This is a genomic window from Burkholderia puraquae (assembly GCF_002099195.1).
GTDB lineage: Bacteria > Pseudomonadota > Gammaproteobacteria > Burkholderiales > Burkholderiaceae > Burkholderia > Burkholderia puraquae.
On record NZ_NBYX01000033.1, the window covers coordinates 15,728 to 40,827 of the forward strand.

Annotated in this window: 26 protein-coding genes; 23 read left to right on the plus strand and 3 right to left on the minus strand. The window is 68.8% G+C overall.

The window, feature by feature from the left end; translation table 11 throughout:
• Window positions 1-27 precede the first annotated feature (27 nt).
• The 9 genes from sctQ (at window position 28) to B7G54_RS35115 (ending at window position 6,953) form a co-directional block, all read left to right on the plus strand.
• Window positions 28-1,170 (plus strand): type III secretion system cytoplasmic ring protein SctQ, encoded by a 1,143-nt coding sequence (sctQ, locus tag B7G54_RS35070; protein WP_085043272.1) that lies wholly within the window; start codon window positions 28-30, stop codon window positions 1,168-1,170.
• Window positions 1,157-1,807 (plus strand): type III secretion system export apparatus subunit SctR, encoded by a 651-nt coding sequence (sctR, locus tag B7G54_RS35075; RefSeq protein WP_010109702.1) that lies wholly within the window; start codon window positions 1,157-1,159, stop codon window positions 1,805-1,807. The genes sctQ and sctR overlap by 14 nt, the downstream gene beginning before the upstream one ends.
• 44 nt (window positions 1,808-1,851) lie before the next feature.
• The gene (gene sctS, locus B7G54_RS35080; RefSeq protein ID WP_038743708.1) at window positions 1,852-2,115 is read left to right on the plus strand and encodes a type III secretion system export apparatus subunit SctS; all 264 of its coding nucleotides are present in this window, start codon (window positions 1,852-1,854) and stop codon (window positions 2,113-2,115) included.
• Window positions 2,112-2,984, plus strand: coding sequence for a type III secretion system protein (locus B7G54_RS35085; RefSeq protein ID WP_085043273.1), 873 nt, complete (start codon window positions 2,112-2,114; stop codon window positions 2,982-2,984). Before sctS ends, B7G54_RS35085 begins: the two co-directional genes overlap by 4 nt.
• Before the next feature lie 186 nt (window positions 2,985-3,170).
• Window positions 3,171-4,169 (plus strand): HrpD5 family protein, encoded by a 999-nt coding sequence (gene hrpD5 / locus B7G54_RS35095; RefSeq protein ID WP_085043275.1) that lies wholly within the window; start codon window positions 3,171-3,173, stop codon window positions 4,167-4,169.
• 13 nt (window positions 4,170-4,182) lie between these two features.
• Window positions 4,183-4,434 (plus strand): type III secretion protein, encoded by a 252-nt coding sequence (locus B7G54_RS35100; protein WP_085043276.1) that lies wholly within the window; start codon window positions 4,183-4,185, stop codon window positions 4,432-4,434.
• A 167-nt stretch (window positions 4,435-4,601) separates the two neighbouring features.
• Entirely contained in the window at window positions 4,602-4,778 is a 177-nt protein-coding gene (locus B7G54_RS39245) for a hypothetical protein (RefSeq protein ID WP_006762820.1), read from the plus strand.
• Window positions 4,779-4,869: 91 nt separating this feature from the next.
• Window positions 4,870-5,325, plus strand: a complete 456-nt coding sequence (locus tag B7G54_RS35110; protein WP_085043278.1) for a CesT family type III secretion system chaperone — start codon at window positions 4,870-4,872, stop codon at window positions 5,323-5,325.
• A 191-nt stretch (window positions 5,326-5,516) separates the two neighbouring features.
• Window positions 5,517-6,953 carry a helix-turn-helix transcriptional regulator gene (locus B7G54_RS35115; protein WP_085043279.1) on the plus strand — a complete coding sequence of 479 codons (1,437 nt, stop codon included), beginning with the start codon at window positions 5,517-5,519 and terminating at the stop codon, window positions 6,951-6,953.
• Window positions 6,954-7,092: 139 nt separating this feature from the next.
• On the opposite strand, the gene B7G54_RS39905 is transcribed toward B7G54_RS35115, so the two are convergent.
• On the minus strand, window positions 7,093-7,917 hold the full coding sequence (locus tag B7G54_RS39905) for a hypothetical protein (RefSeq protein WP_244289476.1): 825 nt from the start codon (window positions 7,915-7,917) through the stop codon (window positions 7,093-7,095).
• A gap of 263 nt (window positions 7,918-8,180) precedes the next feature.
• Between B7G54_RS39905 and B7G54_RS35125 the strand changes: the two genes are divergently transcribed.
• Window positions 8,181-8,792, plus strand: a complete 612-nt coding sequence (locus tag B7G54_RS35125) for a GNAT family N-acetyltransferase (RefSeq protein WP_085043280.1) — start codon at window positions 8,181-8,183, stop codon at window positions 8,790-8,792.
• Between the two features lie 303 nt (window positions 8,793-9,095).
• Here the strand turns inward: B7G54_RS35125 and B7G54_RS35130 are convergent, their stop codons facing one another.
• On the minus strand, window positions 9,096-9,581 hold the full coding sequence (locus B7G54_RS35130; protein ID WP_085043281.1) for an HrpB1 family type III secretion system apparatus protein: 486 nt from the start codon (window positions 9,579-9,581) through the stop codon (window positions 9,096-9,098).
• A gap of 228 nt (window positions 9,582-9,809) precedes the next feature.
• Between B7G54_RS35130 and B7G54_RS35135 the strand changes: the two genes are divergently transcribed.
• The 4 genes from B7G54_RS35135 to B7G54_RS35150 all read left to right on the plus strand — a co-directional run bounded on the left by B7G54_RS35135 (window position 9,810) and on the right by B7G54_RS35150 (window position 13,964).
• Complete coding sequence (locus tag B7G54_RS35135) at window positions 9,810-10,415, plus strand: hypothetical protein (RefSeq protein ID WP_085043282.1); 606 nt, start codon at window positions 9,810-9,812, stop codon at window positions 10,413-10,415.
• Window positions 10,416-10,548: 133 nt separating this feature from the next.
• Window positions 10,549-11,625, plus strand: a complete 1,077-nt coding sequence (locus tag B7G54_RS35140) for a sensor histidine kinase (RefSeq protein WP_085043315.1) — start codon at window positions 10,549-10,551, stop codon at window positions 11,623-11,625.
• A 45-nt stretch (window positions 11,626-11,670) separates the two neighbouring features.
• Window positions 11,671-12,420 carry a response regulator transcription factor gene (locus tag B7G54_RS35145; protein ID WP_085043283.1) on the plus strand — a complete coding sequence of 250 codons (750 nt, stop codon included), beginning with the start codon at window positions 11,671-11,673 and terminating at the stop codon, window positions 12,418-12,420.
• Complete coding sequence (locus B7G54_RS35150; protein ID WP_085043284.1) at window positions 12,417-13,964, plus strand: secretion protein; 1,548 nt, start codon at window positions 12,417-12,419, stop codon at window positions 13,962-13,964. The genes B7G54_RS35145 and B7G54_RS35150 overlap by 4 nt, the downstream gene beginning before the upstream one ends.
• A 167-nt stretch (window positions 13,965-14,131) precedes the next feature.
• Here the strand turns inward: B7G54_RS35150 and B7G54_RS35155 are convergent, their stop codons facing one another.
• On the minus strand, window positions 14,132-15,235 hold the full coding sequence (locus B7G54_RS35155) for a type IV pilus twitching motility protein PilT (protein WP_085043285.1): 1,104 nt from the start codon (window positions 15,233-15,235) through the stop codon (window positions 14,132-14,134).
• Between the two features lie 311 nt (window positions 15,236-15,546).
• On the opposite strand from B7G54_RS35155, the gene B7G54_RS35160 reads away from it, so the two are divergent.
• From B7G54_RS35160 to B7G54_RS35200, 9 genes are read left to right on the plus strand one after another with little or no spacing between them, the layout of a single operon-like run.
• Window positions 15,547-16,050 (plus strand): toxin co-regulated pilus biosynthesis Q family protein, encoded by a 504-nt coding sequence (locus B7G54_RS35160; RefSeq protein WP_085043286.1) that lies wholly within the window; start codon window positions 15,547-15,549, stop codon window positions 16,048-16,050.
• A complete protein-coding gene (gene pilN / locus B7G54_RS35165; RefSeq protein ID WP_085043287.1) occupies window positions 16,050-17,795 on the plus strand; it encodes a PilN family type IVB pilus formation outer membrane protein in 1,746 nt (581 codons plus the stop codon). The genes B7G54_RS35160 and pilN overlap by 1 nt, the downstream gene beginning before the upstream one ends.
• A gap of 11 nt (window positions 17,796-17,806) precedes the next feature.
• Complete coding sequence (pilO2, locus tag B7G54_RS35170) at window positions 17,807-19,096, plus strand: type 4b pilus protein PilO2 (RefSeq protein WP_085043288.1); 1,290 nt, start codon at window positions 17,807-17,809, stop codon at window positions 19,094-19,096.
• Window positions 19,097-19,109: 13 nt separating this feature from the next.
• Complete coding sequence (gene pilP / locus B7G54_RS35175) at window positions 19,110-19,598, plus strand: type IV pilus biogenesis protein PilP (RefSeq protein ID WP_085043289.1); 489 nt, start codon at window positions 19,110-19,112, stop codon at window positions 19,596-19,598.
• On the plus strand, window positions 19,595-21,193 hold the full coding sequence (locus B7G54_RS35180) for a GspE/PulE family protein (RefSeq protein WP_085043290.1): 1,599 nt from the start codon (window positions 19,595-19,597) through the stop codon (window positions 21,191-21,193). Before pilP ends, B7G54_RS35180 begins: the two co-directional genes overlap by 4 nt.
• Window positions 21,183-22,259: a type II secretion system F family protein gene (locus B7G54_RS35185; RefSeq protein ID WP_085043291.1), complete on the plus strand. Its 1,077-nt coding sequence runs from the start codon at window positions 21,183-21,185 to the stop codon at window positions 22,257-22,259. Before B7G54_RS35180 ends, B7G54_RS35185 begins: the two co-directional genes overlap by 11 nt.
• A gap of 32 nt (window positions 22,260-22,291) precedes the next feature.
• The gene (locus tag B7G54_RS35190) at window positions 22,292-22,843 is read left to right on the plus strand and encodes a type 4 pilus major pilin (protein ID WP_175130529.1); all 552 of its coding nucleotides are present in this window, start codon (window positions 22,292-22,294) and stop codon (window positions 22,841-22,843) included.
• Window positions 22,844-22,879: 36 nt separating this feature from the next.
• Complete coding sequence (pilM, locus tag B7G54_RS35195; RefSeq protein ID WP_085043293.1) at window positions 22,880-23,359, plus strand: type IV pilus biogenesis protein PilM; 480 nt, start codon at window positions 22,880-22,882, stop codon at window positions 23,357-23,359.
• Window positions 23,359-25,041 carry a type II secretion system protein gene (locus B7G54_RS35200; protein WP_085043294.1) on the plus strand — a complete coding sequence of 561 codons (1,683 nt, stop codon included), beginning with the start codon at window positions 23,359-23,361 and terminating at the stop codon, window positions 25,039-25,041. The genes pilM and B7G54_RS35200 overlap by 1 nt, the downstream gene beginning before the upstream one ends.
• The last annotated feature ends 59 nt before the right edge of the window (window positions 25,042-25,100 follow it).

The following is a 25,100-nucleotide window of genomic DNA, read 5'->3' on the forward strand; positions in this document are numbered from 1 at the left end:
TACAACCGAACCCGACCGACCGCGACGATGGAACCCGAGACAATCGAACTGGAACTCGCCGCCGCCGTGCCGCGCGGCATCGACGCCGTGCTGCCGCTGCTCGCGTGCAACGCGTTCGACGCGGCGCTCTCACGCATCGTCGCCGATGCGCGGCTCGCCGCGTGGCTCGCGCGCTTCCCGGCGTTGTCCGACTGGCGCGCGGCGCCGGGCGAGCCGCCGCGTTTCGAGCGCCCCGGCGTGCTCGACCTGCGACTGAACGGCGCGACCGCGCGCGTCGCGATCGACCTCGCGGCGTTTCCGGCGCTCGACGTCGTCGCCGCGACGACGCCCGACGCGCCCGGCGACGCGAGCGTGTCGCTGCGCACGGCGCTCGCGTCCACGCTGCTGGCGCCGCTCGTCGCCGCGTTCGCGGCGGCGGGGCTCGACGACGTGACGATCGGCGGGCTGCGCGCCGTGCATCCGGCGGCGCTCGACGCGACGCGCTGCGTGCTGTCGTTCGCGCTCGACGGCGCGCCGATGCGCTGTGCGCTGCTCGACGCTCGGACGCCATGGCTCGACGCGCTCGCGGCCCGGCTGCGACGCGAGCGGACGGGCGATACGGCGCGCCTGCTCGCATGCATTCGCCTGCCCGGTCGCGTGCGGCTCGGCTCGCGCGCGCTGCCGCTGTCGGTGCTGCGCAGCCTGCGGCCGGGCGACGTGCTGCTGGACATGGTGCCGGCCGCGCTCGGCGCCGCGCGGGCGGGCCCGCTGCACGCGTGGTGGGGCGCGCGGCGCGCGACGCAATGGCATGCAACCGTTCTGATCGAGGGAACCACGATGACGATGACCGAAACACCAGACACCGCCGACGATCTCGACGAGCCGATCGTCGCGGGCGACCTGCCGGCCGCCGCGCCGGACGAGGGCGCGCCGCTCGCGGCGCCCGAGCCGGCCGCGCTCGGCGACGTCGACCTGCCCGTGCACGTCGAGATCGACACGCTGTCGCTGTCGATCGCCGAGCTGGCCGCGCTGCGGCCCGGCTACGTGCTCGAGCTGCCGCTCGCCGCGCGCGACGTGCCGGTGCGGCTCGTCGCATACGGCCAGGCGATCGGCGGCGGCAGGCTCGTCGCGGTGGGCGCGCATCTCGGCGTGCGGATCGATCGGATGGCGGGCGACGATGGTTCAGTTTAACGACATCACCGGCCTGCTGATCGCCGTGCTTGTGATGAGCATGGTGCCGTTCATCGCGATGGTCGTTACGTCGTACGCGAAGATCGTCGTCGTGCTCGGCCTGCTGCGCAACGCGCTCGGCGTGCAGCAGGTGCCACCGAACATGGTGCTGAACGGCATCGCGATCCTCGTGTCGCTGTACATCATGGCGCCGATCGGTTTCGCCGCGCAGCAGCAGCTACAGGGGCAGGCGCTGTCGCCGCAGCCGACGCAGGCGATGCTGCAGGCGTTCGGCGCGGCGAAGGAGCCGTTCCGCCAGTTCCTCGCCGCGCACTCGCGCGAGCGCGAGAAGCGCTTCTTCCTGCGCTCCGCGTCGGTGATCTGGCCGAAGGCCGCGGCCGCGCAACTGCGCGAGGACGACCTGATCGTACTCGCGCCCGCGTTCACGCTCGCGCAGATGACCGACGCGTTCCGCATCGGCTTCATCCTCTATATCGCGTTCATCATCGTCGATCTGGTGATCGCGAACGTGCTGATGTCGATGGGGATGAACCAGGTGCAGCCGACCAACGTCGCGATCCCGTTCAAGCTGATGCTGTTCGTCGTGATGGACGGCTGGTCGACGCTCGTGCACGGCCTCGTGCTGACCTATTCCTGATGTCCCGATCCCGATTCCAATCCCGATTCCAAGGAGGTTGTCCGATGGAAATCGATGACCTGATCCGGCTCACCTCGCAAGGCATGATGCTGTGTCTTTACATCTCGCTGCCCGTCGTGCTCGTCGCGGCCGCATCCGGGCTCGCGATCTCGTTCCTGCAGGCGATCACGTCGCTGCAGGAGCAGAGCATCTCGTACGGCGTGAAACTGGTTGCGGTGACGGTTACCGTCGCGATCGCCGGGCCGTGGGCGGCCGCCGAGATCCTGCATTTCGCGCAGCAGTTGCTGTCGGCGGCAGTGCCGTCATGAGCCGCATCACGCGCGCGATCGCGCAGACCATCCACGCGGCGAAGCCGGATCCGCGACGACGCCGGCCGGTGCGCGCGCGCACCGCGACGACCTACGGAAAATACGGTACGCGCTTCACGTATTCGAACGGCAATCAGGCGGCCGCGCTCGCGGCGCGCAACCAGATGCTCGCGAAGCTGAAGCCGCGTCCGAAGGCGGGTGCCGCGGGGTCGCGGCGGCGCCGGCGCGCCGACAGCCAGGGCGAAGCGTCCGATGCGGGAGAGGAATCGACGGTGCCGCACGCCCACGTCGCGCCGCACGACGAGCACGACCGGCATTCGGGCGGGCAGGGCGGCGGCCGGGAGCAGCGCGAGCAGGACGAACGCGACGGCGATTCGGCGAACGTCGCCGCGCTGCCGCGCGTGCGTGCGTCGCGCGCGCGTCCGGCGCCCGTGCCCGCTCAACGCGCGCTGCGCGACGTCGCGCATACGCTCGCGGACCCGATGGAGCGCGAGCATGCGTTGCGGCATCTGTGGGCCGACACACTGCTTCAGCTCGGCCGGCGTGTCGATACCGAACCCGGCGCGCGCATCACGGCCGCGCTGCTGAATCACAACGCCGACCTGCTCGCCGCCCGCTTGCGCACCGGGCCGTGGACGCCCATCGGCTGGAGCGGCGTGAAGCAGTTGCTGCTCGATGCGATGCAAAGCGCGGGTGGTGCGCCGCGCGACGCGTCGACCACGCGTAGCGAGCGTGCGAGCACGCATTATTTTCTGCTGCCGCTCATCGTGTTCAACGCGGAGCGTCCGTCGACGAACGCGCAGCTCGCACGCGCGTATGCAAGCGTCGAGACGTTGCACAAGGGCGTGTTGGCCGCTCAGCGGTCGTGAACGTCGCGGCGCACGCGGCGCTTCGCAAATGCGGCGGCGAATTCGCGCGACGGACGAACACCGATGCCGCGTCGAACTATTCTGGCTGCATGGACGAACGATGCGACGCGATCGAACGGGTGCACCGATCGCGACCGATTCGAGCGACGCAAATGAAACACACGACGCACGCATAAGGAGCAACCGATGAAGCTGCTGCGGATCCTGACCGGCCTGCATGCCGGTGCGGAAATCGCGCTCGATGCCGGCGAGCACCGGATCGGCGCGGGTGACGACGCGGAGATTCGCATCACCGACTGGCGCGACGGCGATCTGCTGCTGTCGATCGATGCGCTGGGCGCAACCCGCGCACGACGTGCGGCGCCCGTGCCGGCCGAGGCGAGCGCCGATGCGTTCGACGCGGATGGTTCGCCGCTCCTGATGCTCGACTTCGTGCCGGTGCCGTTCGGCGAGACCGCGCTTTGCGTCGGGCCCGCGAACGGCGAGTGGCCGAGCGATCTCGAGCTGCTCGCGACCTTGTGGGCGCCGCCGCCTGGCGCCGATGCGGCGCGGCGGGGCGCGCAACGCAAGCTCGCCGCGTGCGCGGCGGCAGGCGGCGCGCTGGTCGCCGGCCTGCTTGCGATGGGGGCCATGCTGGCGAGCGCCCATCCGCGCGTGCCGCCCCCGGTCGAGCGTACCGACGCGCTCGCGACGCGCATCGGCACGGAGCTGCGGCGCGCGGGCTATGCGGAGCTGCACACGGCGCCGCGCGGCACGATGATCGCGGTCACCGGGATGGTCGCGACGCCGGCCGACGACCTCGCCGCGCGCAGGCTGCTGGACCGGCTCGCTGCACACCGCGTCGAGCGCCAGTACGACGTCGCACAGGACAATGCGCAGAGCATCGGCGAATCGCTCGGCGTGCCGGGGGCGACGGTCGCGTATGCGGGGCAGGGGCGCTTTCGGGTGTCGGGCGTCGTGCAGGACATCGCGCAGCTACGCGCGGCGGTCGAGCGCGTGCGCGCCGACGTCGGGCCGAACGTGCGCGCGATCGACGTCGATGCACGCCAGTCCGGCGACGCACCGGTGCCCGTCGCGTACTCGGGGATGCTCGAGATCGGCGACGTGCGCTACATCGAGACGCCGGACGGCGTGAAGCACGTGTTTGCGGGCGCGTCGGCGAACGGCGCACCGGACCTCAACTGACGGGAGAAACGGCATGTACGAAGCATTGGAACGGGCAGCGGATGAATGCGGACCGCTCGAGCAGGCGCTCGGGGCGCCTGACGCGGCGGTACGGATCGGCGTGCTCCGCGAGGCGCTCGGCGAGACGGCCGAGCGGGTGAGCGCGGCCACCGCGCAGGCGGCGAGCGACTACGACCGCGACGCGATGCAAAAGATCTATCGCGGCTTGCTGGCGGCGCAGCGGATTGTCGCGACGTTGCACGAGGCGAACGTGACGGCCGCATAGCGGCCCGGGTTTCGCCGCGCAACGTGCGGCGGCGGACGGAGCGGCGCGAGCCGTTCCCGACGATGCCGCACGTTGCGCGGCAAAAAAGCGGCGGGTCGCGACATGAAGCGGCGGCGCCGGAACTTTGTCAACGCGTGATCGAATCACGCACTTTCTGGAGAGTAATCATGTCGGCATTGGTAGGTGGTGCACTGGGCGAAATGACGAAGGACACGATGGCAGGCATCGCATTTTCGAAGGCGGCAACAAAACTGCAGCAGATGCAAGAGATGACGAAGGCGGAGAACGACGTGAAGAAGCAGGCCACGAAGATGGTCAGCGACGCGTCGAAGCCGGCGCAGTAAGCCGGCTGCCGTTCGGCATCGTGTTGGGCGGCCGGCGCGCGAGCGCCGGCTGTATTTTTTTGGGGACGCCGGATACCGGGGTGAAACTGTCATGAGTTGGGAACGTTACGCACAGGTCGTCGCGGAGGTATGCGCGGTTGTCGGCTTGACGGACGTCGATTACGTGCTCGAGACGCGCGCGATCGACGTCGAGGGCTTCGACGTGCGCATCGAGTACTTCGACGAGGATCCGGAGTCGATGTACGTGAATTTCCATTACGGCATCGTCAGCGCGGGCCGCACGCTCGCGGTGTACCGGCTGTTGCTCGAGGCGAACCTGCTGATCTACGCGCAGGACCAGGCGCAACTCGGGATCGACGCGGACACCGGCAGCATCGTGCTGCTGATGCGATTGCCGCTCACGCCGGATGTCAGGGGCGAGACGCTCGCGGATCTGTTCGCGCACTATGCGGAGCACGGCCGCTACTGGCGGCAGAACATCATCGAATCGGGCGACGAGATGTTCAGCGGTATCGCGTCCGGCGAATATTTCTGGCTGCGGGTGTAGCGCGGCCCGACGGCGGCACGCGCAACCGGCGGGCCAATCGTAACGGAACGTCACAAATTGCTGCGCGGATCCGGCGCGAACGAGACGATAGCGGCACGCATCCATGCGCTGCGCCCCGCGACGAGCGGCGGCGCGGCGCGCGGATCGAGCCCGAACTTCGTATTCGAACCCGCTTGCCGAGAGGATCCACCATGTTTTCGACACTCTATTTCGCCGCCGCCGCCGCGCTTGCCAATCCGGCGTCGACCGACGCCTACGCAGCGCGCGTGTTCGACGGCCGCTTCGCCGAAGCGGCCGCGCTCGTCGCCTCGCGCTGCGAAGCCGACCCGGGCGACCCGGCCAACTATGTGCGCGACGTCAGCGCGTACGCGGACATCCAGCTCGTGCTCGGCCGCTTCGAGGAGGCCGAGGACATGTTCCGCCGCGCGCTGAAGCTGCTGCGCGATTCGCGCGACCAGACGCGCGTGATGACCTGCCGCAACGCGAGCTGGCAGGCGTTCTTCCAGAACCGTTTCGGCGTCGCGCAGGCGGGCTTCCGACGGATCGCCGACGATCGCGCGGCGAGCGTCGGGCAGAAGCTCGAGAGTCTCGTTGGCGCGTGCGTCGTCATGCATCATCTCGGCCGCGCCGAGGACGCGATGGCGGCGCTCGACGGGCTCGACGCAGCCGCTCGCGATGCCGATCCGCGCTGGCGGCAGCTCGCCGGCGCGCTGCGTGCGGACTTGCTGCTGCAATACCGGATCGGTCGCGCCGACGCGCTTGGCGATCACGTCTACTGGCGCTCCGCGCTGGCCGATCTGCCGTTGTCGGCGTTCGCGGAAACGGGCGTGCCGGCGGCCGATGCCGATGCGCTGCCGCTGCTGCGGAAGCGCGTCGACTACATGCGCCAGGCATGCGCGCTCGCCGCCGGCGACCATGCGGCGCTCGCGCGGATCGATGCGCATGTGAGCTGGTGCGCGAAGACGGGCCTCGTCGACTACCAGCGCAGCGTGTGCCTTGAAGTCGCGCTGGCGGCGCTCGCGGGGCACGCGCCGAATGTCGCCAACGCGATGATCGCGCCGTATCGCGACGCGGTCGGGCGCTGCGGCTCGCACGTGCGCTGGACCCTCGACTATCTGTATTGCGCAGCGAAGGTTTGCGAGCAGCAGGGGCGGATTCGCGAATCGTCGTCGCTGTATGCGCGCTATGCGCTCGCCTCGGTGCGGCACGTACGCTCGGACGGCGCGGCACTCGCGCCCTCCCTCGCGATTGCGCGGTGCGGCACGCACGCGGCGGCGCCGAGCGACGACGTCAGCGCGCGGCTGCCCGGCAAGTACCGGCGCGCGTATCGCTATTTGATGGAGCGGCTCGACCAGCGCGACCTGTCGGTGCGGGAAATCGCCGCGCACATCGACGTGACCGAGCGCGCATTGCAGGCGGCATTCAAGACGTTTCTCGGGTTGTCGCCGAGCCAGCTGATCCGACGGCAGCGGATGGAGCGGATTCGCGGCGAGCTGCTGTCGGAAGGGCCGCGCGCGGCGAGCGTGCTCGAGATCGCGAACCGCTGGGGGATCCAGCATCGGTCGACGCTGGTCAACGGCTATCGGCGGATGTTCGACGAGGCGCCTTCGCAGACCTTCGACCGGTGACGACGCGGGGCGACGCACAGCGCGTCGCCGCCGGTCGGCTGTTGCACACCGGGCGATCGTTCCGGCTGGGCCAAGCCGGCGCGCGGGCTCGCCGCGCCAATGCCCCACCGCGTTGCTTCGATGTCGCGTCGACGCATGATTATCGCGACACCGCCTTCTTGATCATGTCGATCAGTTTCATCTGGAAGCTGTTGATCATCTCCGCCACAGCGAGCAGCTGGTTCGCGAACCCGATTGCACGCTGCATCCTGATCGTCTGCGCGGTCTCGTGATGGATCTGCTGGATACTCGGCATCCCGGCTGCGGCAGGCGTCCGTGCATCGTGGGCGCCGTGTGCTTCATGCTCGGCGGCGGATGCGGGTTTCGACGGCGGGGTGCCCGCAGCCTGTGATTGAGCGTGCTCGGCCCCGAGCGGCGACGGTTGCCCGTGCGCGGCTTGCGGTGCCGGCGGCGGATCGCTCAAATCGATGAGATCGCCTTCCGGTACATGTGCGGAATGAAGCACGGCCGGTTGCAGGACCGGATGATGCGCGACAGTCTGCAATTCGTCGGGCGTTGCCTCGAGCAGCGACGATGGCGTACCGGTGGGCTTCGTCGTGGAGGGCGGGTCGCTCAGGTCAATGAGGTTGCCTTCGTGCGGGTGTGCGGAATGAAGCACGGCCGGTTGCAGGACCGGATGATGTGCCACCGTCTGCAATTCGGCGGGCGTGGCTTCGAGTAGCGACGCGTTGTTTCCAGTCGCTTCCGGCTTGACGGCGGTGCGCTTCAGTGCCGACGCGTTCAGCGGACGGGCCTCGGGTCGAGACGTCGACGCGCCTTGCGGTCGCAAGCCTCCCAGCACGCCTGACGGCTTCGGTTGAGGGGCCGCGGCACCGGACAGGGGCGCGCCGATCGACGGCGGGTTCTGCGAAGGCGGAGTCGAGCCCCCGGTCTGAATGGGGGATTTGATCGATACTGGCTGCACAATCCGGCTCCTGAAGAAGGTAGACCTTGGCGCCCGAGTGCCGCGCAATGGGCGCACCGGGCGACGCGGCGCCACTGTACGTCGACATGCGCGCCGCAGCCTGCCGCGGTGCGAAGCGATACACCCGCGCGCGAACGTCGCCGAAGCGACGCGGCTCGCGCGATCGCGATTCGCATACGCCGCCGCGGCTTCGCGCGCATGGGGCACGCTCGCGCGTCGGCGCCCGACAATCGGCGTGTCCATTCCCTGAACCGGAGCCGCCGATGAACGCCATCCGCCCACCCGAACTGATCGAAACCGAGCGCCTTCATCTGCGCCCGCTCACCGCCGACGATGCGTGTGAGGCCTTCGACGCGCTGTTCGGCGATCCGGCGACGACGCTCGACCTGCCGTGGCCGATTCATCGCAGCGTCGACGAAACGCGCGCGTGCATCGGTCGTCTCGCCGAAGGCTGGCGCAGCGGCGCGTTTTTCAGCTGGGGACTGTTCGAGAAGCGCGACGGCCGTCTGATCGGCACCCTCGAGATGCACGGCCGCCTGCCGCGCGTCGAGATCGGGCTCGTGACGAGCTTCGCGCCGGGGCGTGTGCGGACCCGCGCATGGTCGGAGATGCTGCGCAGGTTTCTCGACTGGCTGATCGCGCAGCCGGGCGTATACCGGATCGAGGCGTTCTGCTCGGTGACGGGCCGCGCCGCGCCGTTCATGCCGAAGCTGGGTTTCGTCAGCGAGGGCGTCGTGCGCAACTACGAGGCGCGTCCGAATCGCGGGATGAGCGCGGGCGACAGCTATCTGTTCGCGATCACCAGGGCGCCGGGGCCGCTGGGCGAGGCCGTCGCGACCCGCGACGCGCAGGCGTCGGCGCGCCAGGCTGCATGAACCGGCGAGGAGCTTGCACGGGGGCGCCAAGGCGGCGGGGTGGCCGCGACGATCCGCGCCTACGCTCGCGCCGGCCATCGATTGCCTGCGTCCGATTCGTCGCGGCGCGCATCGCGGATTTCGTGCGGTCTCGCTGACTTTCGCCGGCGCGTCCGACCCATGACGGAAGTCGCGGCGGAGATGCGGGTTCGCCGGGTCGGACGTCGCGCGTATCCGGGCTCTCGGCATTCGGGTTCGCGTGACACGGTGACGATCGATGTGCGGCTTGCCACGATCGCCGCAAACCACAAACCCGCGCGACCTTCACCCCATCCCGCTCGCATGCACATGCCGCGCCCATTGATACCGGTCGAGCCTCAGCAGTTGCGAGATGCGCGCGGCGACGTCGCCGTCGTGCGCGCCGGCGCCCTCCGCGAGCTCATCCACTTTGAGGAACCGGCCGACGAGCACCGTCGACGCCCGATCCCCCGACAGCACCACGGTCTGCGCATAGCGCCGCCAATCGTCGTCTTGCAGCGCGTACAGGCACCAGCTCTGCAGCGCCGTGCACAGCGGCGTGCCGCGCGCCTGGTCTTCGAGCGTGCGCAGAATGTGCAGCGCGCCGATCCAGTCGCGCCGGCTGATCCGCAGCCGCACGTCGCACAGGTCGACTGCGGCGTTGCGCGGCTGCAGGACGCGCAGCGCGATCAGCAGTTCGTCGAGGTCCGCGTGTGCGCTCGCGCGCAGCCCGACCGAAAAGGCCGAGAGCAGCGCGCGCAATGCGGCTTTGTTGCACGATTTGATCGCCATGTCGGTGCGATGCGTCGAGAAGAGATGATCCGTCGGCGATGATCGCCGTCGTACGCGCGGAGAGTGGCCGGCGCGTGCGAAGCGACATCGTGTGCGGCGAAGCGATGCGCGCGTTGCGGTGGCGGCGCACGATGCGCGACCGATCGTTTCGGTCGCCGCGACGTCGCTTCGTGCGGTTCACGGCGCGCGCGGACGCGCTGCCTAAGCTTGTCGTCGAACCGCAGGCGCATGAGTGCCGTGCGCGTTCTGTTCCCTTTCCTTCAGTCGATTCACATTCATAGCGAGACGATCATGAGCGTTAACGGCATTACATCGACGACCATCAACCCGTCGCAGTTCAACTCCTCGTCGACGTCGTCGAGCAGCCGCGATCAGAAGATCGACAAGCTGCTCCACGAAATCGAAGCGTTGCTGATGCAGGACGATTCGGGAGACGGCGACGACACGGACATCGGTGGCGATTCGAGCGGCAACACGCCGACCGGCAACAACACCCCGACGAACCACGTGAAGCCGTCGACGGACGACAAGCCCGGCGAAGACATGCGCGACGTCAAGCTGAACACGAAGGCGGGCGGCGAAGCGCTGCACCTGAAGATGGACTCGCAGGGCAACCTGTACAACGGCAGCGGCAATTCGGTCGGCGTCGTCGACAAGGACGGCAACGTGAAGCTGAACTCCGGTGCGACGAAGGAGCTGGAGCGCCTCGAGACGGGCGGCAATCCGTTCATGAACGCGAACGTCGGCAAGCGCGGCGCCGGCGGCAACATGGAGTTCACGCCGGACGAAGTGACGGTGAGCGCGGGCGACGTCGACCAGAAGAACGACTTCTGACCGCGCGGGCGGCGCGGCGGGGCGGCACTGGACACGCGCTTTCGAATCGGTGCACACTGCGCGCTCGCGCCGCCGCGTCGCGGCCCGTCCAATCATTCGCGGACCGCGACGTCCGCCGGAGTCGAACTTGATCGTGTCGCAACGGGCCGACGCCCGAATCCTCGAGGTGATGCAGGGCCGGCAGGCGTGGGGCACGCTCGCGCTCGACCGCGACGGCGCGATCGTCGCGGCCACCGAGCGCGCGCATGCGCTGCTAGGCCGCACGCTCGTCGCCGGGCTGCCGCTGCACACGCTGCTCGGCGACGCGGCGGGCGCGGATCCCGCCGCGCTGTTCGACACGCTAGAACAAGGATTCGAATTCGAAACCGACGACGCGATCCTGTGGCTGACGCTGCAGCCGGTCGAGCACGATCCGGCGATCGCGGCGACGGTCACGGTCGCCGACATCACGCCGCTGCGCCGCGCGCTCGACGAGCGCGTCGCGTCGCTGCGCTTTCTGGCGCACGACCTGCGTTCGCCGCAGAATTCGATACTCGCGCTGACCCAGTTGCACGACGCCGATCCCGAAGCGTTCGCCGCGTGCGGCGGCCTCGAACGGATCGCGCAACTCGCGCGGCACGCGTTGCTGCTCGGCCAGGACTACCTCGTCGCGTCGGCGGCGGACGATCTCCGCCAGCGCCATTTCATGCGCTTCGACCTGCGCACGATGCTGCGCGAGCTCGTGCCGAAGCTCGAAGTGGGCGCCGTCTATCGCGGCGTCGCGTTGCAGCTCTGGCTCGACGACGCCGTACCGCTGTGGTTGCGCGGCGCGCGCGTATTCGTCGCCCGCGCGCTGCAGAACCTGATCGACAATGCGGTGCAGGCGTCGCGGCAGGGCGCGCGCGTCGAGATCCGGCTGCACGTGCGTGACGCGCACGCGGAAGTGACGATCCGCGATTGGGCCGGCGGCCTGCCGGGCCTCGCCACGGATGGGCGCATCACCGATTTCGCGCCGCTCGCGAAGCGTGGCTCGATGGGCTTCGGCCTCGGGCTGCAGCTCGCCGCGCAGGTCGCCGCCGCGCATGCGGGCACGCTGTACGCCGAATCGAATCGCGGCGTCGGCACGGCGTTCGTGATGCGCCTGCCGATGCCCACGCCGGCAGGCGCGGCAGCTTCGGCCGTGCCGGACGGCATCGCGCGCTGGCGTGCGAGCGTCACGCCCGACGGCTGAGCGCCGGCATCCTTTCCTTTTCGCTTGACGAACCCTATTTCAGCGATGTCCGAACCGAACATGCAGCGCATCGTGCAGCAGCCCAAGCAGATCGTCGTCGTCGAGGACGATCCGGTGCAGCGCACGCTGCTCGTCACCTGGCTCAAGGCCGAGGGCTACCGCGTCGAGGCGTTCGGCGACGGGCTCGACGCGCGTCGCTTCCTCGGCGACAGCTGGGCCGATCTGCTGGTGCTCGACTGGGACCTGCCCGGGATGACGGGTGAGCGGCTGCTCGGGTGGGTGCGTAGCCGCGCGCGCTCGATCGTCCCGGTGATCTTCCAGACCGTGCATTCGGACGAAGAAGACATCGTGAAGATTCTCGACGCCGGCGCGGACGATTTCCTGATCAAGCCGCTCGAGAAGCAGACGCTGCTCGCACGCGTGCGCGCGTTGTTGCGGCGCTTCGCGGCGCTGTCGGTCGACAGCGGGCGCATGCAGCTCGGCGGCTGCGTGTTGTCGCGCGCGACGCTGACCGTGTCCGACGGCAGCGCGTCGCACGCGTTCAGCGCGAAGGAGTTCGACATTCTCTGGCATCTGGCCGAGCATCCCGGCACCGTCGTGCAGCGGCAGGATCTGTTGCGGCTCGTGTGGGGCGCGGAAGCGTCCGCGCAGACCCGTACGGTCGACATGTACGTGAGCCGACTGCGCAGCCGGCTGAAAGCGGCGGGCCTCGGCTGGACCGTGCATGCGGCGTACGCGACAGGCTACCGCCTGAACCTGGGCGCGGACGTCGAGCCGGCGAATCGCGCATCGTGACGCGGCGCGCGGCCACGTCGGCTGCCGCCATCGCGCTCGCGCTCGCGAGCCATACGCCGGCGCTGCACGCGGTGCCGCTCGCGTGGCCGCTCGCGCGCTTCGACTATCGCGTCGGGCCGGTGAGCGCCGCCGCCGCGTTGAGCGAACTGAGCCGCCGCTCGGGCGTCGCGATCGACGCGGACGCAGGCGCGTCGTGCCGGCTGGACGTGCGCGAGGCGCTGCCGCCGCTGCGTTTCGTCGACTGGGTTGCGCGCACGTGCGGACTTGCGGCGTACTACGACGGCGCGGTGCTGCAGCTCGTCGCGCCCGATGCGTTTGAGCGTGCGGCGGTGCGGCTCAATTACGCGACGCTGGCCGAGCTGCGCGCGACGCTCGCACGGCAGCGGATCGTCGACGAGCGCTGGCGGCCCGGCTACGACGACGCGGCGCGGATCGTGCGGGTCGCCGGCCCGCCGCGCTATGTCGCGCTCGTGCTCGCCGCCGCGCGCGCGCTCGACGAAGCCGCGCAGGCGCGCGTGCGGACCGAGACGCGCGCGTTCAGGCTGCATGCGCGCGCGGCGGCTGACCGCGCCGTGCGCGGCGACGCGGGCGATGCGTCGCTGCCGGGGCTCGCGACGCGGCTGCGCCGCCGGCTCGAGCAGGACGGCGTCGCGTCGCGCGCGGTGCCCGGCGTGCGCGAATTCACGGCGTCGCTGCCGATCGTCGATGCGGATGCACGCTCGAACACCGTGCTGATTCGCGACGTGCCCGCACGGCTGGCGCGCGATGCACGGCTTGTCGCGCAGCTCGATACGCTGAGCACGTCGATTCGGATCGATGCGTTCGGCGCGACGCTCGCGCGCGCGCAGATCGATGCACTCGGGTTGCGGTGGCGCGACGACACGCAGGCGTCCGTATCCTCCGGCACAGCCGCCCCGCGCGTGGCGATCGCGCCCGCGCCGGACGGCTGCGCGCCGATGCGCGCGCGCATCGCCGAGCTTGCCGCGCACGGCGACGCATCGATCGACGCCGACAGCTCGACGCTGACGCTCCCCGACGACAGCGCGGATTTCAGCCGTCTGCGGCAGGTGTTCGTCACGTCGGGCGACGGCGATGCGCGATCGCTCGACGCGCAGCGGAACGGATTCGCGATGCGGGTTACGCCGCGCGAGACCGCGCAGGCGGGCCGTTATGCGCTCGACGTGCGGATCGTCGAGCGCCGGGCGGACGGCGACAGCCGCTCGGCCGGCGCATCGTCGTCGCGCGAAACCGTGGCTGGCGTGACGATCTCGGCAGGGGAATGCGTGGCGCTCGCGCTGCCGCTTTCCGCCGGACATGAGGCGCAGCAGCTCGTGCTGGTGACGCCGCGCGCAACGTCCGCCGATCCCGTGCGCCGGCCGCCACCGGCATCGCCGACCGCGCAGGCGCGACGCGCGCCGGCCCCGGCAAGCGCAATCGCCAGCCTCCCCGAAACCGCGAAGCGCGCGACGTTACGCGCGCATTCGTCGGCGACGCCGCCGGACGGCCTCGGCCTCAGCACGCAGACGCGCCTGCTCGGCAATTGATGCAAACTCCACGCATTATTAAACGACGGTCTGGCATGATTTCGACGCGCGACGACAATCGATTTTTGAAATTAATTCCACCAGTCGATTAACACGAGATTCGGCGTGTTTATACGATTTTTTTTCGATTTTAGATCGGCATGAAAAATACCGGATCGGATGCGCGCCTAACGATTAACAATCGATTGCATCATTTCATTCAGCTCGATCCGATTGTAAGTCGCCCGTAACGCGTCCTTCGTCGAGATCCGGTTGCGGGCCGCGAGCGCGGCGAGGTCGTCGTTCAGGGAGCGCGACATGTTGTCCTCGCGGCGCCGCAGGAACTCGTTGACGAGGTGCAGCTTCGTCGGCTCCGCGATCAGCTTCGCGACCTGGTTGTTGTTGTTGAACAGCAGTTCGCTCGCGAGCACGAGGCTTTCGCCGTCCGCGCTCGGCACGAGGCTTTGGCAGACGATGCCGATCAGCGATTCGGCGAGCGCGACCGCGTGCCGGTCGCGCTGCTCGACCGGAAAGAACGACAGCAGCTTGTTGAGCGCGCTGACCGCGCTGCCCGTGTGCATCGTCGCGAGCACGAGGTGCCCCGATTCGCCCGCTTGCAGCAGCGTGTCGGCTGTCTGCGCGTCGCGCACCTCGCCGACCATCACGACGTCCGGCCTTTGCCGCAGCGCCTCGCGCAGCCCGTGCGGGAAATTCGGCGTGTCGGTCGGCACTTCGCGTTGCGAGATGATTGACTGGCGGCGCTCCAGATAGTATTCGATCGGCTCCTCGATCGTGACGATATGCGTGTTGCGCGTCGTGTTGATGTGCTCGAGCAGCGACGCGATCGTCGTCGTCTTGCCCGAGCCCGTCGGGCCCGTGACGAGGATGATGCCCTTCGTGTTGTCGAGCATCGAGCGCACGTAGACGGGCAGGCCGAGTTCCTCGAGCGGCAGCGGCTTGAGCGGCAGCCGGCGCATCGAGATCACGATCTTGCGGCCGCCGCCCGCGCGGTACACGTGGCAGCGCAGCCGGCAGCGCGTGAGGACGAACGGGCGGTCGAGCGTGCCTTGACGCAGCGCGGCTTCCCAATGCTCGTCGATCGCGTCGAGCAGCGGCCGCATGTCGTCGAGGAGCACCGGTTCGTCGCTCGTCTCGACCCAGCCGCGCGGGGTCTTGATCGTGACGGGGCGGTCCTGCTCGATGTGGATGTCGGTGAACATCTGCTTCAGGTCGATCAGGCCGAGCACTTCGCCCGCGAGATCGCGCAGCGGGGCGGCGGCATGCTGGTTCATCTTGGTAGTTCGAATGAAGGGATTGGGCGGTGCATTTCCCGCAATGAAAGAGGAAATTGAATGGTCTATTTAATTTTGCATGCAGAATAGCTTTTGTCAAACCGTTCGGGGTATATTTGCCGCGCAATAATCACTTCAATAATGCGACTGCGTGTGTAGACCTATTATGTGGCGCTGCGTAATCCCATGTTCGGAAAGCCATTTCGGGCCGCGCAGGCGGTCCGAGGCGTCGGACGCGGCATCCGGGATCATCGAGCAGCAAAGCGCGGGGGCCCGCGGCGCACGGCAGCAGTCGAGTAACGAGGACAACCATGATGCACGGCGCTACGGTCGCCGCGACCGCGTTCATCGCGGCCGCGCTTTTTGCAACCGATTGCGCGGCGAGCGGCCCGCCCGCCGGCACCGATCCGGCGATGGGCGGCCCATTTGTCGAGCGCTTCGATCACGCCCCGCTGACGGCCACGCGCGTCGACGTCTTGCGCGCGATATCGCCATCGGCGTCAGCCGGGGCCGCGCTGGCCACGGCCGCGCGGCCCGCGTCGCTGCCCGTTGCGGACGCACCCGTCTGGGACGTGCGCGCGTCCGACGGCACGATCCGCGGCGTCTTGTTGCGATGGGCGCGCACGGCGGGCTGGCAGCTCGTCTGGGATGCGCCGGTCGATTTCAGCATCGACGCGCAGGCGACGCTGCGCGGCTCGTTCGAGGATGCGCTGCAAGTGCTCGTCGCGAGTCTCGGCCGCACGGCGACGCCGATCCAGGCGATTCTCTATCAAGGCAATCACGTGTTGCGCGTCGTCGCGCAGGGAGCGGGCTGATGCGCGTTTTTTTCGTTCTTTCGTTACTGGCCGCCGCGCTGCTGAGCGGCTGCACCGGGCTGCGCAGCGGCATCGAGCGGGACGTGCGACGCGATTCGGACGAATCCGGCGCGCTCCTCAAGCGCGCCGCCGACGGCGACAACAGCGTGCACGCGCTGCCGCCCGTCGTCGTCGACAACGGGCTGTGGGTGTCGGCGGGCGCCGTGAAGCTGCAGAACCGCGAACAGCTCCCCGCACTATTCGACGAGCCGGCGTCGTTCGACCGCGCGGTCTCTTCGTTATCCGAATTCGCCGAGCAGATCACGCGGCTCACGCAGGTGCCGACGCAGGTCGCCGCGAGCGCGCAGCAGGCGGCCGCGCGTTCGCAGCAAGGCGGCGGCGCGGACGGCGTCGCGCGCGGCGCACCCGCGTTCCTCGACGCGGCGGGCGGGCGCTCGGTGCCGCCGCTGCCGCCCGGCATGCCGGGCGGCGGGTCGTCCAGCGGCGGCAAGGCGGGCAGCGGCGCGGACGGCGGCGGCGGCACGTCGTTCGCGCCGGCGCGCATCCTGTACACGGGCGGCACGCTGCGCGGCCTGCTCGACGCGGCATGCGCGCGCTTCGGCGTCTTCTGGAAATACGAGCAGGGGACGATCCGCTTCTTCTTCACCGATACCCGCACGTTCCAGGTCAACGCGATTCCGGGCGACTCGTCGCTGAACGCGTCGGTGGTGAGTGGCGCGACGAGCGATGGCACGTCGGGCGGCTCGCAGTCCGGCGGCTCGGGCGGCGGCGCGAGCGGCTCGGGCTCCGGCACGACGGGCCTCACCGCGAACAATACGGCGAACACCGCGGTGAATTCGCAGCTGTCCGTGTTCAACGGGCTGCAGAGCGCGATCCTGTCGATGCTGTCGCGCTACGGTAGCTCGGTCGCATCGCCCGCGACCGGCTCGATCTCGGTGACCGACACGCCCGACGTGATCGAGCGCGTCGCCGCGTTCATGACGCAGCAGAACCGCTCGCTGTCGCGGCAGGTGATGCTCAACGTGACGGTGCTCAGCGTGTCGCTGAAGGCGGGCGACGCATACGGGATCGACTGGAGCCTCGTCTACAAGACGGTGTCGGCGCAATTCGGGATCTCCAACCCGTTCACGCCGGCCGCGGTGACGCCCGGCGACCTGTCCGCGACGGTGCTCAGCCCGACGAGCCGCTTCAACGGCACCAAGCTGCTGATTCGCGCGTTGTCGCAGCAGGGGACGGTGCGGCGCAAGACGTCGGCGGCGGTCACGACGCTCAACAACCAGCCGGTGCCCGTGCAGGTCGCGACGCAGACGGGCTATCTCGCGTCGGTGTCGACGACGAACACCGCGAACGTCGGCTCGTCGACCGCGCTCACGCCGGGCACCGTAACGACGGGTTTCAACATGACGCTGCTGCCGCATGTGCTCGACGACGGCACCGTGATGCTGCAGTTCTCGACGAACATTTCGTCGCTGCTCCAGCTGAAGGAAGTGTCGAGCAGCACGGGCAGCGGCGCGACGCGGATCCAGACGCCCGACGTCGACATGCGCAATTTCCTGCAGCGGGTCGCGATGAAGTCGGGCGAGACGCTCGTCATCAGCGGCTACGAAGGCGCGAACGATTCGCTCGACGAGCGCGGCATCGGCACGCCGAAGATGATCGCGCTCGGCGGCGGCTACGAGGCGCAGCGCTCACGCGAGGTAATCGTGATCCTGATCACGCCCGTCACGCAGCGCGGCGGCGCCTGACGGAGCCGGCAATGAGCGCGCAGGTGATTCAAATCGGCCGTCAGCGCTTCGTCGGCGGCTTGTTCTGGCAGTCGCTGTCGAGGCGCAACGAACTGCGCGCCGAAGCAGTCGAGCTCGCGAAGAAGCTGAAGTTCGACCTGATGGTGCTGCGGATCGATCGCGGCGGCGCGGCGGCGGGCTATGCGAACACGCGCGACGGCTTCGCGCCCGGGCATCTGTCGCTCGGCGCGATGGTGTCGCGCGCGATCGCGCTCGAAGGCGCGTTCTACAACGGACGCCGGCAGCCCGCGCCGAACTGGCTCGGCGCGTTCGCGCTGCCCGACGGGCGCTGGGCGTACTTCGCGGTGCGCGATCACGCGTTCATGCCGAACGGCGACTGGGTCGGCACGCGCGAAGAAGCGTTGGAACGGCTTCATACCGATTACGCGTGGGGCGGCTGGAACGTCGTGATCGGCGAGCTGGAGCTCGAGAAGCAGGGCTTCCAGAATTTTCAGCCGAAGCGGCTCGACGATCTGCTGCCGCGCCGTGGCGGCCGGCCGCGTACCGAGCGCTGGTGGGCGTTGCGGCCCATCGAGCGGCGCTTGTCGCCGCGCGCCGCGCTGGTCGCCGCGGCGGTCGTGTGCATCGCGGGCGGCGGCGCGTTCGCCTATTGGCATCATCGCGCGAAGGTCGAGGACGAGCAACGCGAGGCGGCGCTCGAACGCGTGCGCGCGGAGCTCGCTGCGCGACAGGCGAAGAGCGGCCCCGTCGTTCCGCCCTGGGCGGCGCTGCCCGACGCGGTCGGGTTCGCGCGCGCGTGCGCGACGCGCTTCGGCCGGCTCGCGCCGGGCGGCTGGCGGCTCGATCGCTACGAATGCACGCCGGACGCGGCGCATTACACGTGGGCGCGCAACGGCTCGAACGTGCGCTACCTGCTCGCCGCGGAGCCCGACGCGATCGTCGACATCGACGGCGAACGCGCGACGCTCGAGGTACCGCTCGCCGCGCCGACGGCGGGCGACACGCCGCTCGTCGACGATTCGGTTGTCAGGACGCAACTTCTGGCGCGTCTCCAATGGCTCGATGCCGTGGCTAAACTGGACCCGCTGCTTCCCGATCAGGCGGCGCGCGCCCCGCTCGCGAATCTCGCGCAACAGGCGGCCGCCGCGGTCGGGTGGCGCGCGTACCGGCTGAACGCGAGCCTCGGCGGCGTTGCGCCGCCCGAGTTCGTGCGCGCGATCGACGTGCCGGGGCTGCGCGTGCAGCGCCTCGCTTACCAGAACAATCAGTGGACTCTCGAAGGAGTGCTCTATGCGAAATAGTCGCGTCCGATGGATGTGCTCACTTGGCCTGGCGGTGCTCGCCGGCGCCGTGCGCGCGGCGGCGCCCGTGTCGTCCGACGACGACGGCGCGACCGCCGCGCGGCTCACGCAGTTGCAAAGCGAGACGGTGCTGCTGCAGGCGCAGTTGAAGAAGCTCGAGACCGAGCAACAGGTCGCCGAGCGATCCGCACAGCTCGCGCGCGTGCGCGGCGGCGCGCCGGCCGCGCAATTCGCGGTGGTGGCGATCGAAGGGGTCGGCAAGCGCGCGTTCGCGACGCTGCGGATGAACGGCGGCGCCGAATTCGAAGTGCAGCGCGGCGACGTGCTGCCGGACGGTGGACGTGTCGTCGCGATCGAGCCGCGTGCGGTTGTCGTGTCGAATCGCGGGCGCACCACGAGGCTGTCGACGGCGTCGCCGCCGTACGCGGGCAATCCGCCGCTGCCGGCCGACCCGGCCGCGCCGCCGCCGACGCTGCCCGCACTGCCGGCGAGCGGATCATGAGCCACGCCGCGCAACGACCCGACGCGCCGCCAGTGCGCGCGGCGGGCGATGCCGCGCCGCCGCGCGGCCCGCGTGCCGTCAGCGAAGCGGGCGACTTCGCCGCGAGCGTCGAGGAGCGCAAGTTCGTCTGCTTGCTCGACGACGAGTGTCTCCTGATTGCCGACGGCCATGAGATGAATCCGTTCGTGCTGTCGTATCGCGCGCGGCTTGACCGGATGGGCCGGCCGTACCGGCCGACGCCCGCGACGCTGATGCAGGTGCGCGAGGCATACCGGCAGAACGCCGCGGGCGGCGGCGAGCGGCTCGATCACACGGTGATGCAGGTGCTCGCGAAGGAACTGATCGGCCGCGCGTGCCGCGAGCGCGCATCGGACATCCACATCCGCGTGCGCCGCTTCAGCACCGAGGTCTACTTCCGGATCCACAACGAGCTCATGCGCGTGAACGAGCACACGCGCGAGCACGGCGAGCGGCTGCTCGCGACGCTGTACGGCGCGATGACGACAGTGTCGGACAACAGCTACCGGCCGAGCGAACGTCAGGACGCGAGCATTGGCGACCGCGACAAGCTGCCGGACGATCTGTACGGCGTGCGGATCGCGACGACGCCGACCAACGAAGGCAGCCTGATGGTGCTGCGGCTCCTGTACAACGATGCGGGCGACGCGACCGATCTCGCGGCGCTCGGCTTCGCGCCCGAGCACGTCGCGGCGTTCCGTGCGCTGCGCGCACAGCCTCACGGGATGAACATCATTAGCGGCCCGACGGGTTCCGGCAAATCGACGACGCTGCAGCGGATGCTCGCCGCTCAGATCGACGAGTCGCGCGGCAGCCTGCACGTGATCACGGTCGAGGACCCGATCGAATATCCGATCGACGGCGCGGTGCAGACGCCCGTCGCGAACGCGCCGACCGAGGACGCGCGCGCGCTCGCGTTCGCGGCGGCGATCACGAACGCGATGCGGCTCGATCCGGACACGATCATGATCGGCGAGGTCCGCGACCGCGCGTCCGGGCAGACGGCGCTGCGCGCGTCGATGACGGGCCACCAGGTGTGGACGACGGTGCACGCGAACAGCGCGCTCGCGATCGCCGACCGCCTGATCGATCTCGGCCTGCACGCGCGGATGGTCACTGATCACACGGTGATCTCGGGGCTCATCAGCCAGCGTCTCGTGAAGCTGCTGTGTCCGCATTGCAAGCTGCGGCTCGTCGATCATCCGGACCGGATCGAGCCGGGCCTGTTCGCGCGGCTGCGGCTCGCGCTCGACAGCCGGATGCACGACGTGTGCATCGCAGGCGATGGCTGCGAGCACTGCCGCACGGTCGGCACGATCGGCCGCACCGTCGTCGCCGAAGTGATCCTGCCCGATGCGCGGCTGTTCGAATTCCTGCGCGACGGCGACAAGGTCGGCGCGCTCGAGTACTGGACCACCACGCGCGGCGGGATGACGCTTGGCGAGCACGCGCTTCGCAAGGTCGCGGCGGGGCTCGTCGATCCGCGCGGCGTCGAGCGCGTCGTCGGCACGCTCGCGCCGGTTGCGGGCGAAGCGCGACAGCAACTGTCGCTCGTCGGATTCAGCTATGGCACTTGAGCTGAATCGCCGCTGGGCGAAGTTCTGCCTGAATGCCGACGAGCGGCTGCGCGTCTATCGGAAGATCGCGAAGATGCTCGGCAACGGGGTGCCGCTCCTCAAGGTGCTGGAGGAACTCGAATGGCGCGCGTCGAGCGAAGGGCGCAAGCTGCGCGAGCCGCTCGCGATCGTGCTGTCCGACTGGCGGCTCGCCGTGCAGAACGGCCGGATGCTGTCGGAGGCGATGGAGGCATGGGTACCCGCGACGGAGCAGATGATCGTCGCGGCCGGCGAGCAGGCGGGGCACATCGAGGACGCGCTCGTGTCGGTTGCCGACATCGTGCAGTCGAGCCGCAAGATCCGCCGCGCGGTCACGGGCGGCGTCGCGTATCCGGTCGGGCTCGGCGTGATGGTGATCGGCTATCTGTACCTGTTCGGCACGCACGTGATCCCGAAGTTCGCGCTGATCGCCGATCCGACGCACTGGCGCGGCGCTGCGCGCTCGCTGTACCTGATGTCGTTGTTCGTGCAGGGGTGGATGCCCGTCGTCGTCGCGGCGCTCGTCGCGGTGCTCGCCGCGCTCGCGTGGTCGCTGCCGCGCTGGCGCGGGCCGCTGCGCATCTACGCGGATCGCGTGCCGCCTTATTCGATCTACCGGCTTGTCACGGGCAGCGGCTTCCTGATCGCGTTCTCGGTGCTGCAGGCGTCGGGCGTCACGGTCGAGAGGGCGCTGCTCAAGATCGGCGCGGTCGCGGAGCCGTGGCTGCGCGAGCGGATCGACGACACGCTGGTCGGCGTGAAGTCGGGCCTCAATGCCGGCGAGGCGCTGCGCAACGCCGGTTATCAGTTTCCGTCGCGCGAGATCGTCGAGGATTTGTGCATCTACGCCGAATACCGCGGCTTCGACGCGGCACTCAAGATGCTCGCCGACGAATGGCTCGAAGAGGGCGTCGCGCGGATTACCGCGCAGATGCGCGTGCTTAACGGCGTCGCGATCGTCGCGCTCGCGATGGTGATCGGCTGGCTCGTGACGGGCTTCTTCGGCATCCAGCAGGAAATCGCCGCGATGACGCGCGCGATGCATTGACGTCGCGCATTTTCAATTCTGGAGAACACATTATGAAACCACTTACCAACCCTCCCGCCTATCGACACACACCGGCGTTCTGCCGGAGGCACCGCAAGGAACGCGGTGCGTCGCTGCTCGAGAGCATCGCGTACCTGGGCGTCGCGGCGATCGTGATCGTCGGCGCGATCGCGCTGCTCGGGTCGGCGTTCTCGAGCGCGAATACGAATCGGCTGACTGAGGATCTGAATGCGATTCAGACGGGCACAAAAAAGCTTTACATGGGGCAGGTGAACAACTACGGCACGGATTCGATGAACGCGAATTTGAGTGCGGCGAAGGTGTTTCCGGGGACGCTGACACAGGACGACAAAGGCGGTGTTTCGAATACGTGGGGAGGGACTGTGACCGTGACCGGTGCGACGCAGACTTTCACAGTCACTTACACGAAGGTGCCGAGAGAAGTCTGCGTCAATACGTTGACGGCCGGCGGAAGCTGGAAATCGGCGAAGATTAGCGATAAGTCCGTCGATTATCCGGTCTCGCCGAGCGTTGCGACGGGCGCTTGCACCGATAGCGCCACCATCGTCTGGACGTCGAACTGACACCACCAGACTCATTCGCCATCGGCCACGTCACTTATGTACGCCCTCGCCGCCGCCCTGGCCTTCGCGTCGATCGCCGCTGTCTATGCGACGCTGCATGACCCGTCCGCCATTCCCGCGCTGCAACCGGCGCGCACCGCGCAGGCGCTCGCCGAAAACCTCGCCATCTACCGGCAGGCGACGCTCGACTACGCGCGCGTGCATCCCGGCACACGTGGCGCGGTGCCAAATACGCGGCTGCCGTTTCCGACGTGGTATCCGGGCGCGGACCCGCTATGGCGCAACTACGTCATGGACGGCACTGTCGTCGCGTATGCGTCGGCAGCGCCGTCCGTCAATATCATCGGCGAAATCACGACGCTCGCCGACGGTTCGCTGTTCGCGGGCGTCGCGTATCGCAATGCGGTCGTGCGCCCCGGCAACGCGAATCCGAACGCGCCGGTGAGCGGCGTGCCGCTGCCAGCCGGGTTGAAGATTGCGAACGGCATGCCGGTCTGGATGGGGCAAGCGTACTGATGCATTTCAAGTCTTCCCGTCGACGCGCGCGCGGCATCGCGCTGATCGAGGTGCTCGGCGCGCTGGCGATCGCTGCAGTGATGCTCGCCGGCATCGCGATGATGATGGATTCGTCGCTGGACGACGTGCGTGCGGAGCAGGCTGCGCAATACCAGGTGCAGGTGACGGCCGCCGCCACGCGGGCGTTGAAGCGCGATTACGATACCTGGCTGCAGCGCGCGAACAAACAAACGCCCATCGTGATGAAGCTTGCCGATCTGCAGGCGACGAATGATCTGCCTGCAGCACTTCGGCCAACGAATGCATACGGCCAGAACACGTGCGTACTCGTCAAGCGGAGCGCACTCGGCACCGGGCTCGACGCGCTGGTCGTGACGACCGGCGGCGAGACGATCGGCGACCAGGAACTCGGGCTCGTCGCCGCGAGTGCGGGGCCGGGCGGCGGTTCGATCAGCAGGGCGTTTCCGAATGAAGTGCGCGGCGCATTCGACGCGTGGCGGATGCCGCTCGGCACGTTTCTCGGCGGCAGCTCGCCAACCTGCGATCCGAACGGCGCCACGCCGCCGAATGTGGGTCACCTCGCGAACGAGATCTTCTTCAACGGCCCCGGCCAGCAGATCAACAGCGATTACCTGTACCGCGTTGGCGTCGGCGGCCATCCGGAGGCGAACGCGATGCAGGTGCCGATCTGGCTCACGCACACGTTCACGGACGGCAACCCCGACGCGGCGAACTGCGGAACGGCCGGCAACTTCACGAACGGCAAGCTTGGCGCGGACGCACTCGGCAATCTGCTGAGCTGCAAGAGTGGCGTGTGGCGCGGCGCTGGCGGCCACTGGAAGGATCCTGTCGAAAAGACCGACGATCTGCCCACCGATGCATCGAACGAGAAAGGCGACGTGCGCCTCACGCTCGACAAATTCCGCGCCTACGCGTGGACGGGCGCCGCCTGGCAGGCGCTCGCGGTCGATCAGAACGACAACCTGATCGTGCCCGGCGTCGTTTCCGCGAACCAGTACGAGATCACCGGGCGTGTCGTCGTCAACACGCCGTGCGCGCCCGACAAAAATCGTCCAACTGCCGGCCTCGTATCGATGGGCCAGGACGGACAAGTGCTGTCATGCCAGGACGGCAAGTGGCTGCCGCAGTCAGGGATCAAGATCGGCGGCACCGACACGGCATGCGCGATCCTGATGGAGACGCCTGGCGCGAGTGATTTTTCGTGCGGGTTCACCTACCGTGGCGGGTATCCGAATCCGCCGCTCATCACCTACGAACGGGACGGCACGTACACGTACACGATCGACCGGCCGGTGAAGCTCGACAACAATGGGCTGATTGCGGTGAGCGCATACATGCACATGAGCTATGCGACCTGCGACCAGAAGGGGCGGGAAGGGCAGATGCGCCTGGTCGTCGAAGTCATCGACCGTCGGGGCGACAAGGTGATTGCGCACAACGAGGCGCAGTCGTCGAAATTGCGCGAAGACGCCGCGACGATCAACGTCACGCTGAACGTGGCCGCCGAGCCGCGCAGCGGATACACGGTCAGGCTTTCGAGCAAATGGGCGACGTATGACGGCTACGCGAAGACGCCGTGGACGTCCTCCTATTGCGGCGGCGGCCAGACCTTCCTTCAGACGCCGCTCGCAACCGGCTGGACCATCAATTCGTTCTATTGAACGGACCTTCGCCGCGCGCGGCCGCCGCCGCGCCCGGATGCGGTTAACTGCACGGGTCT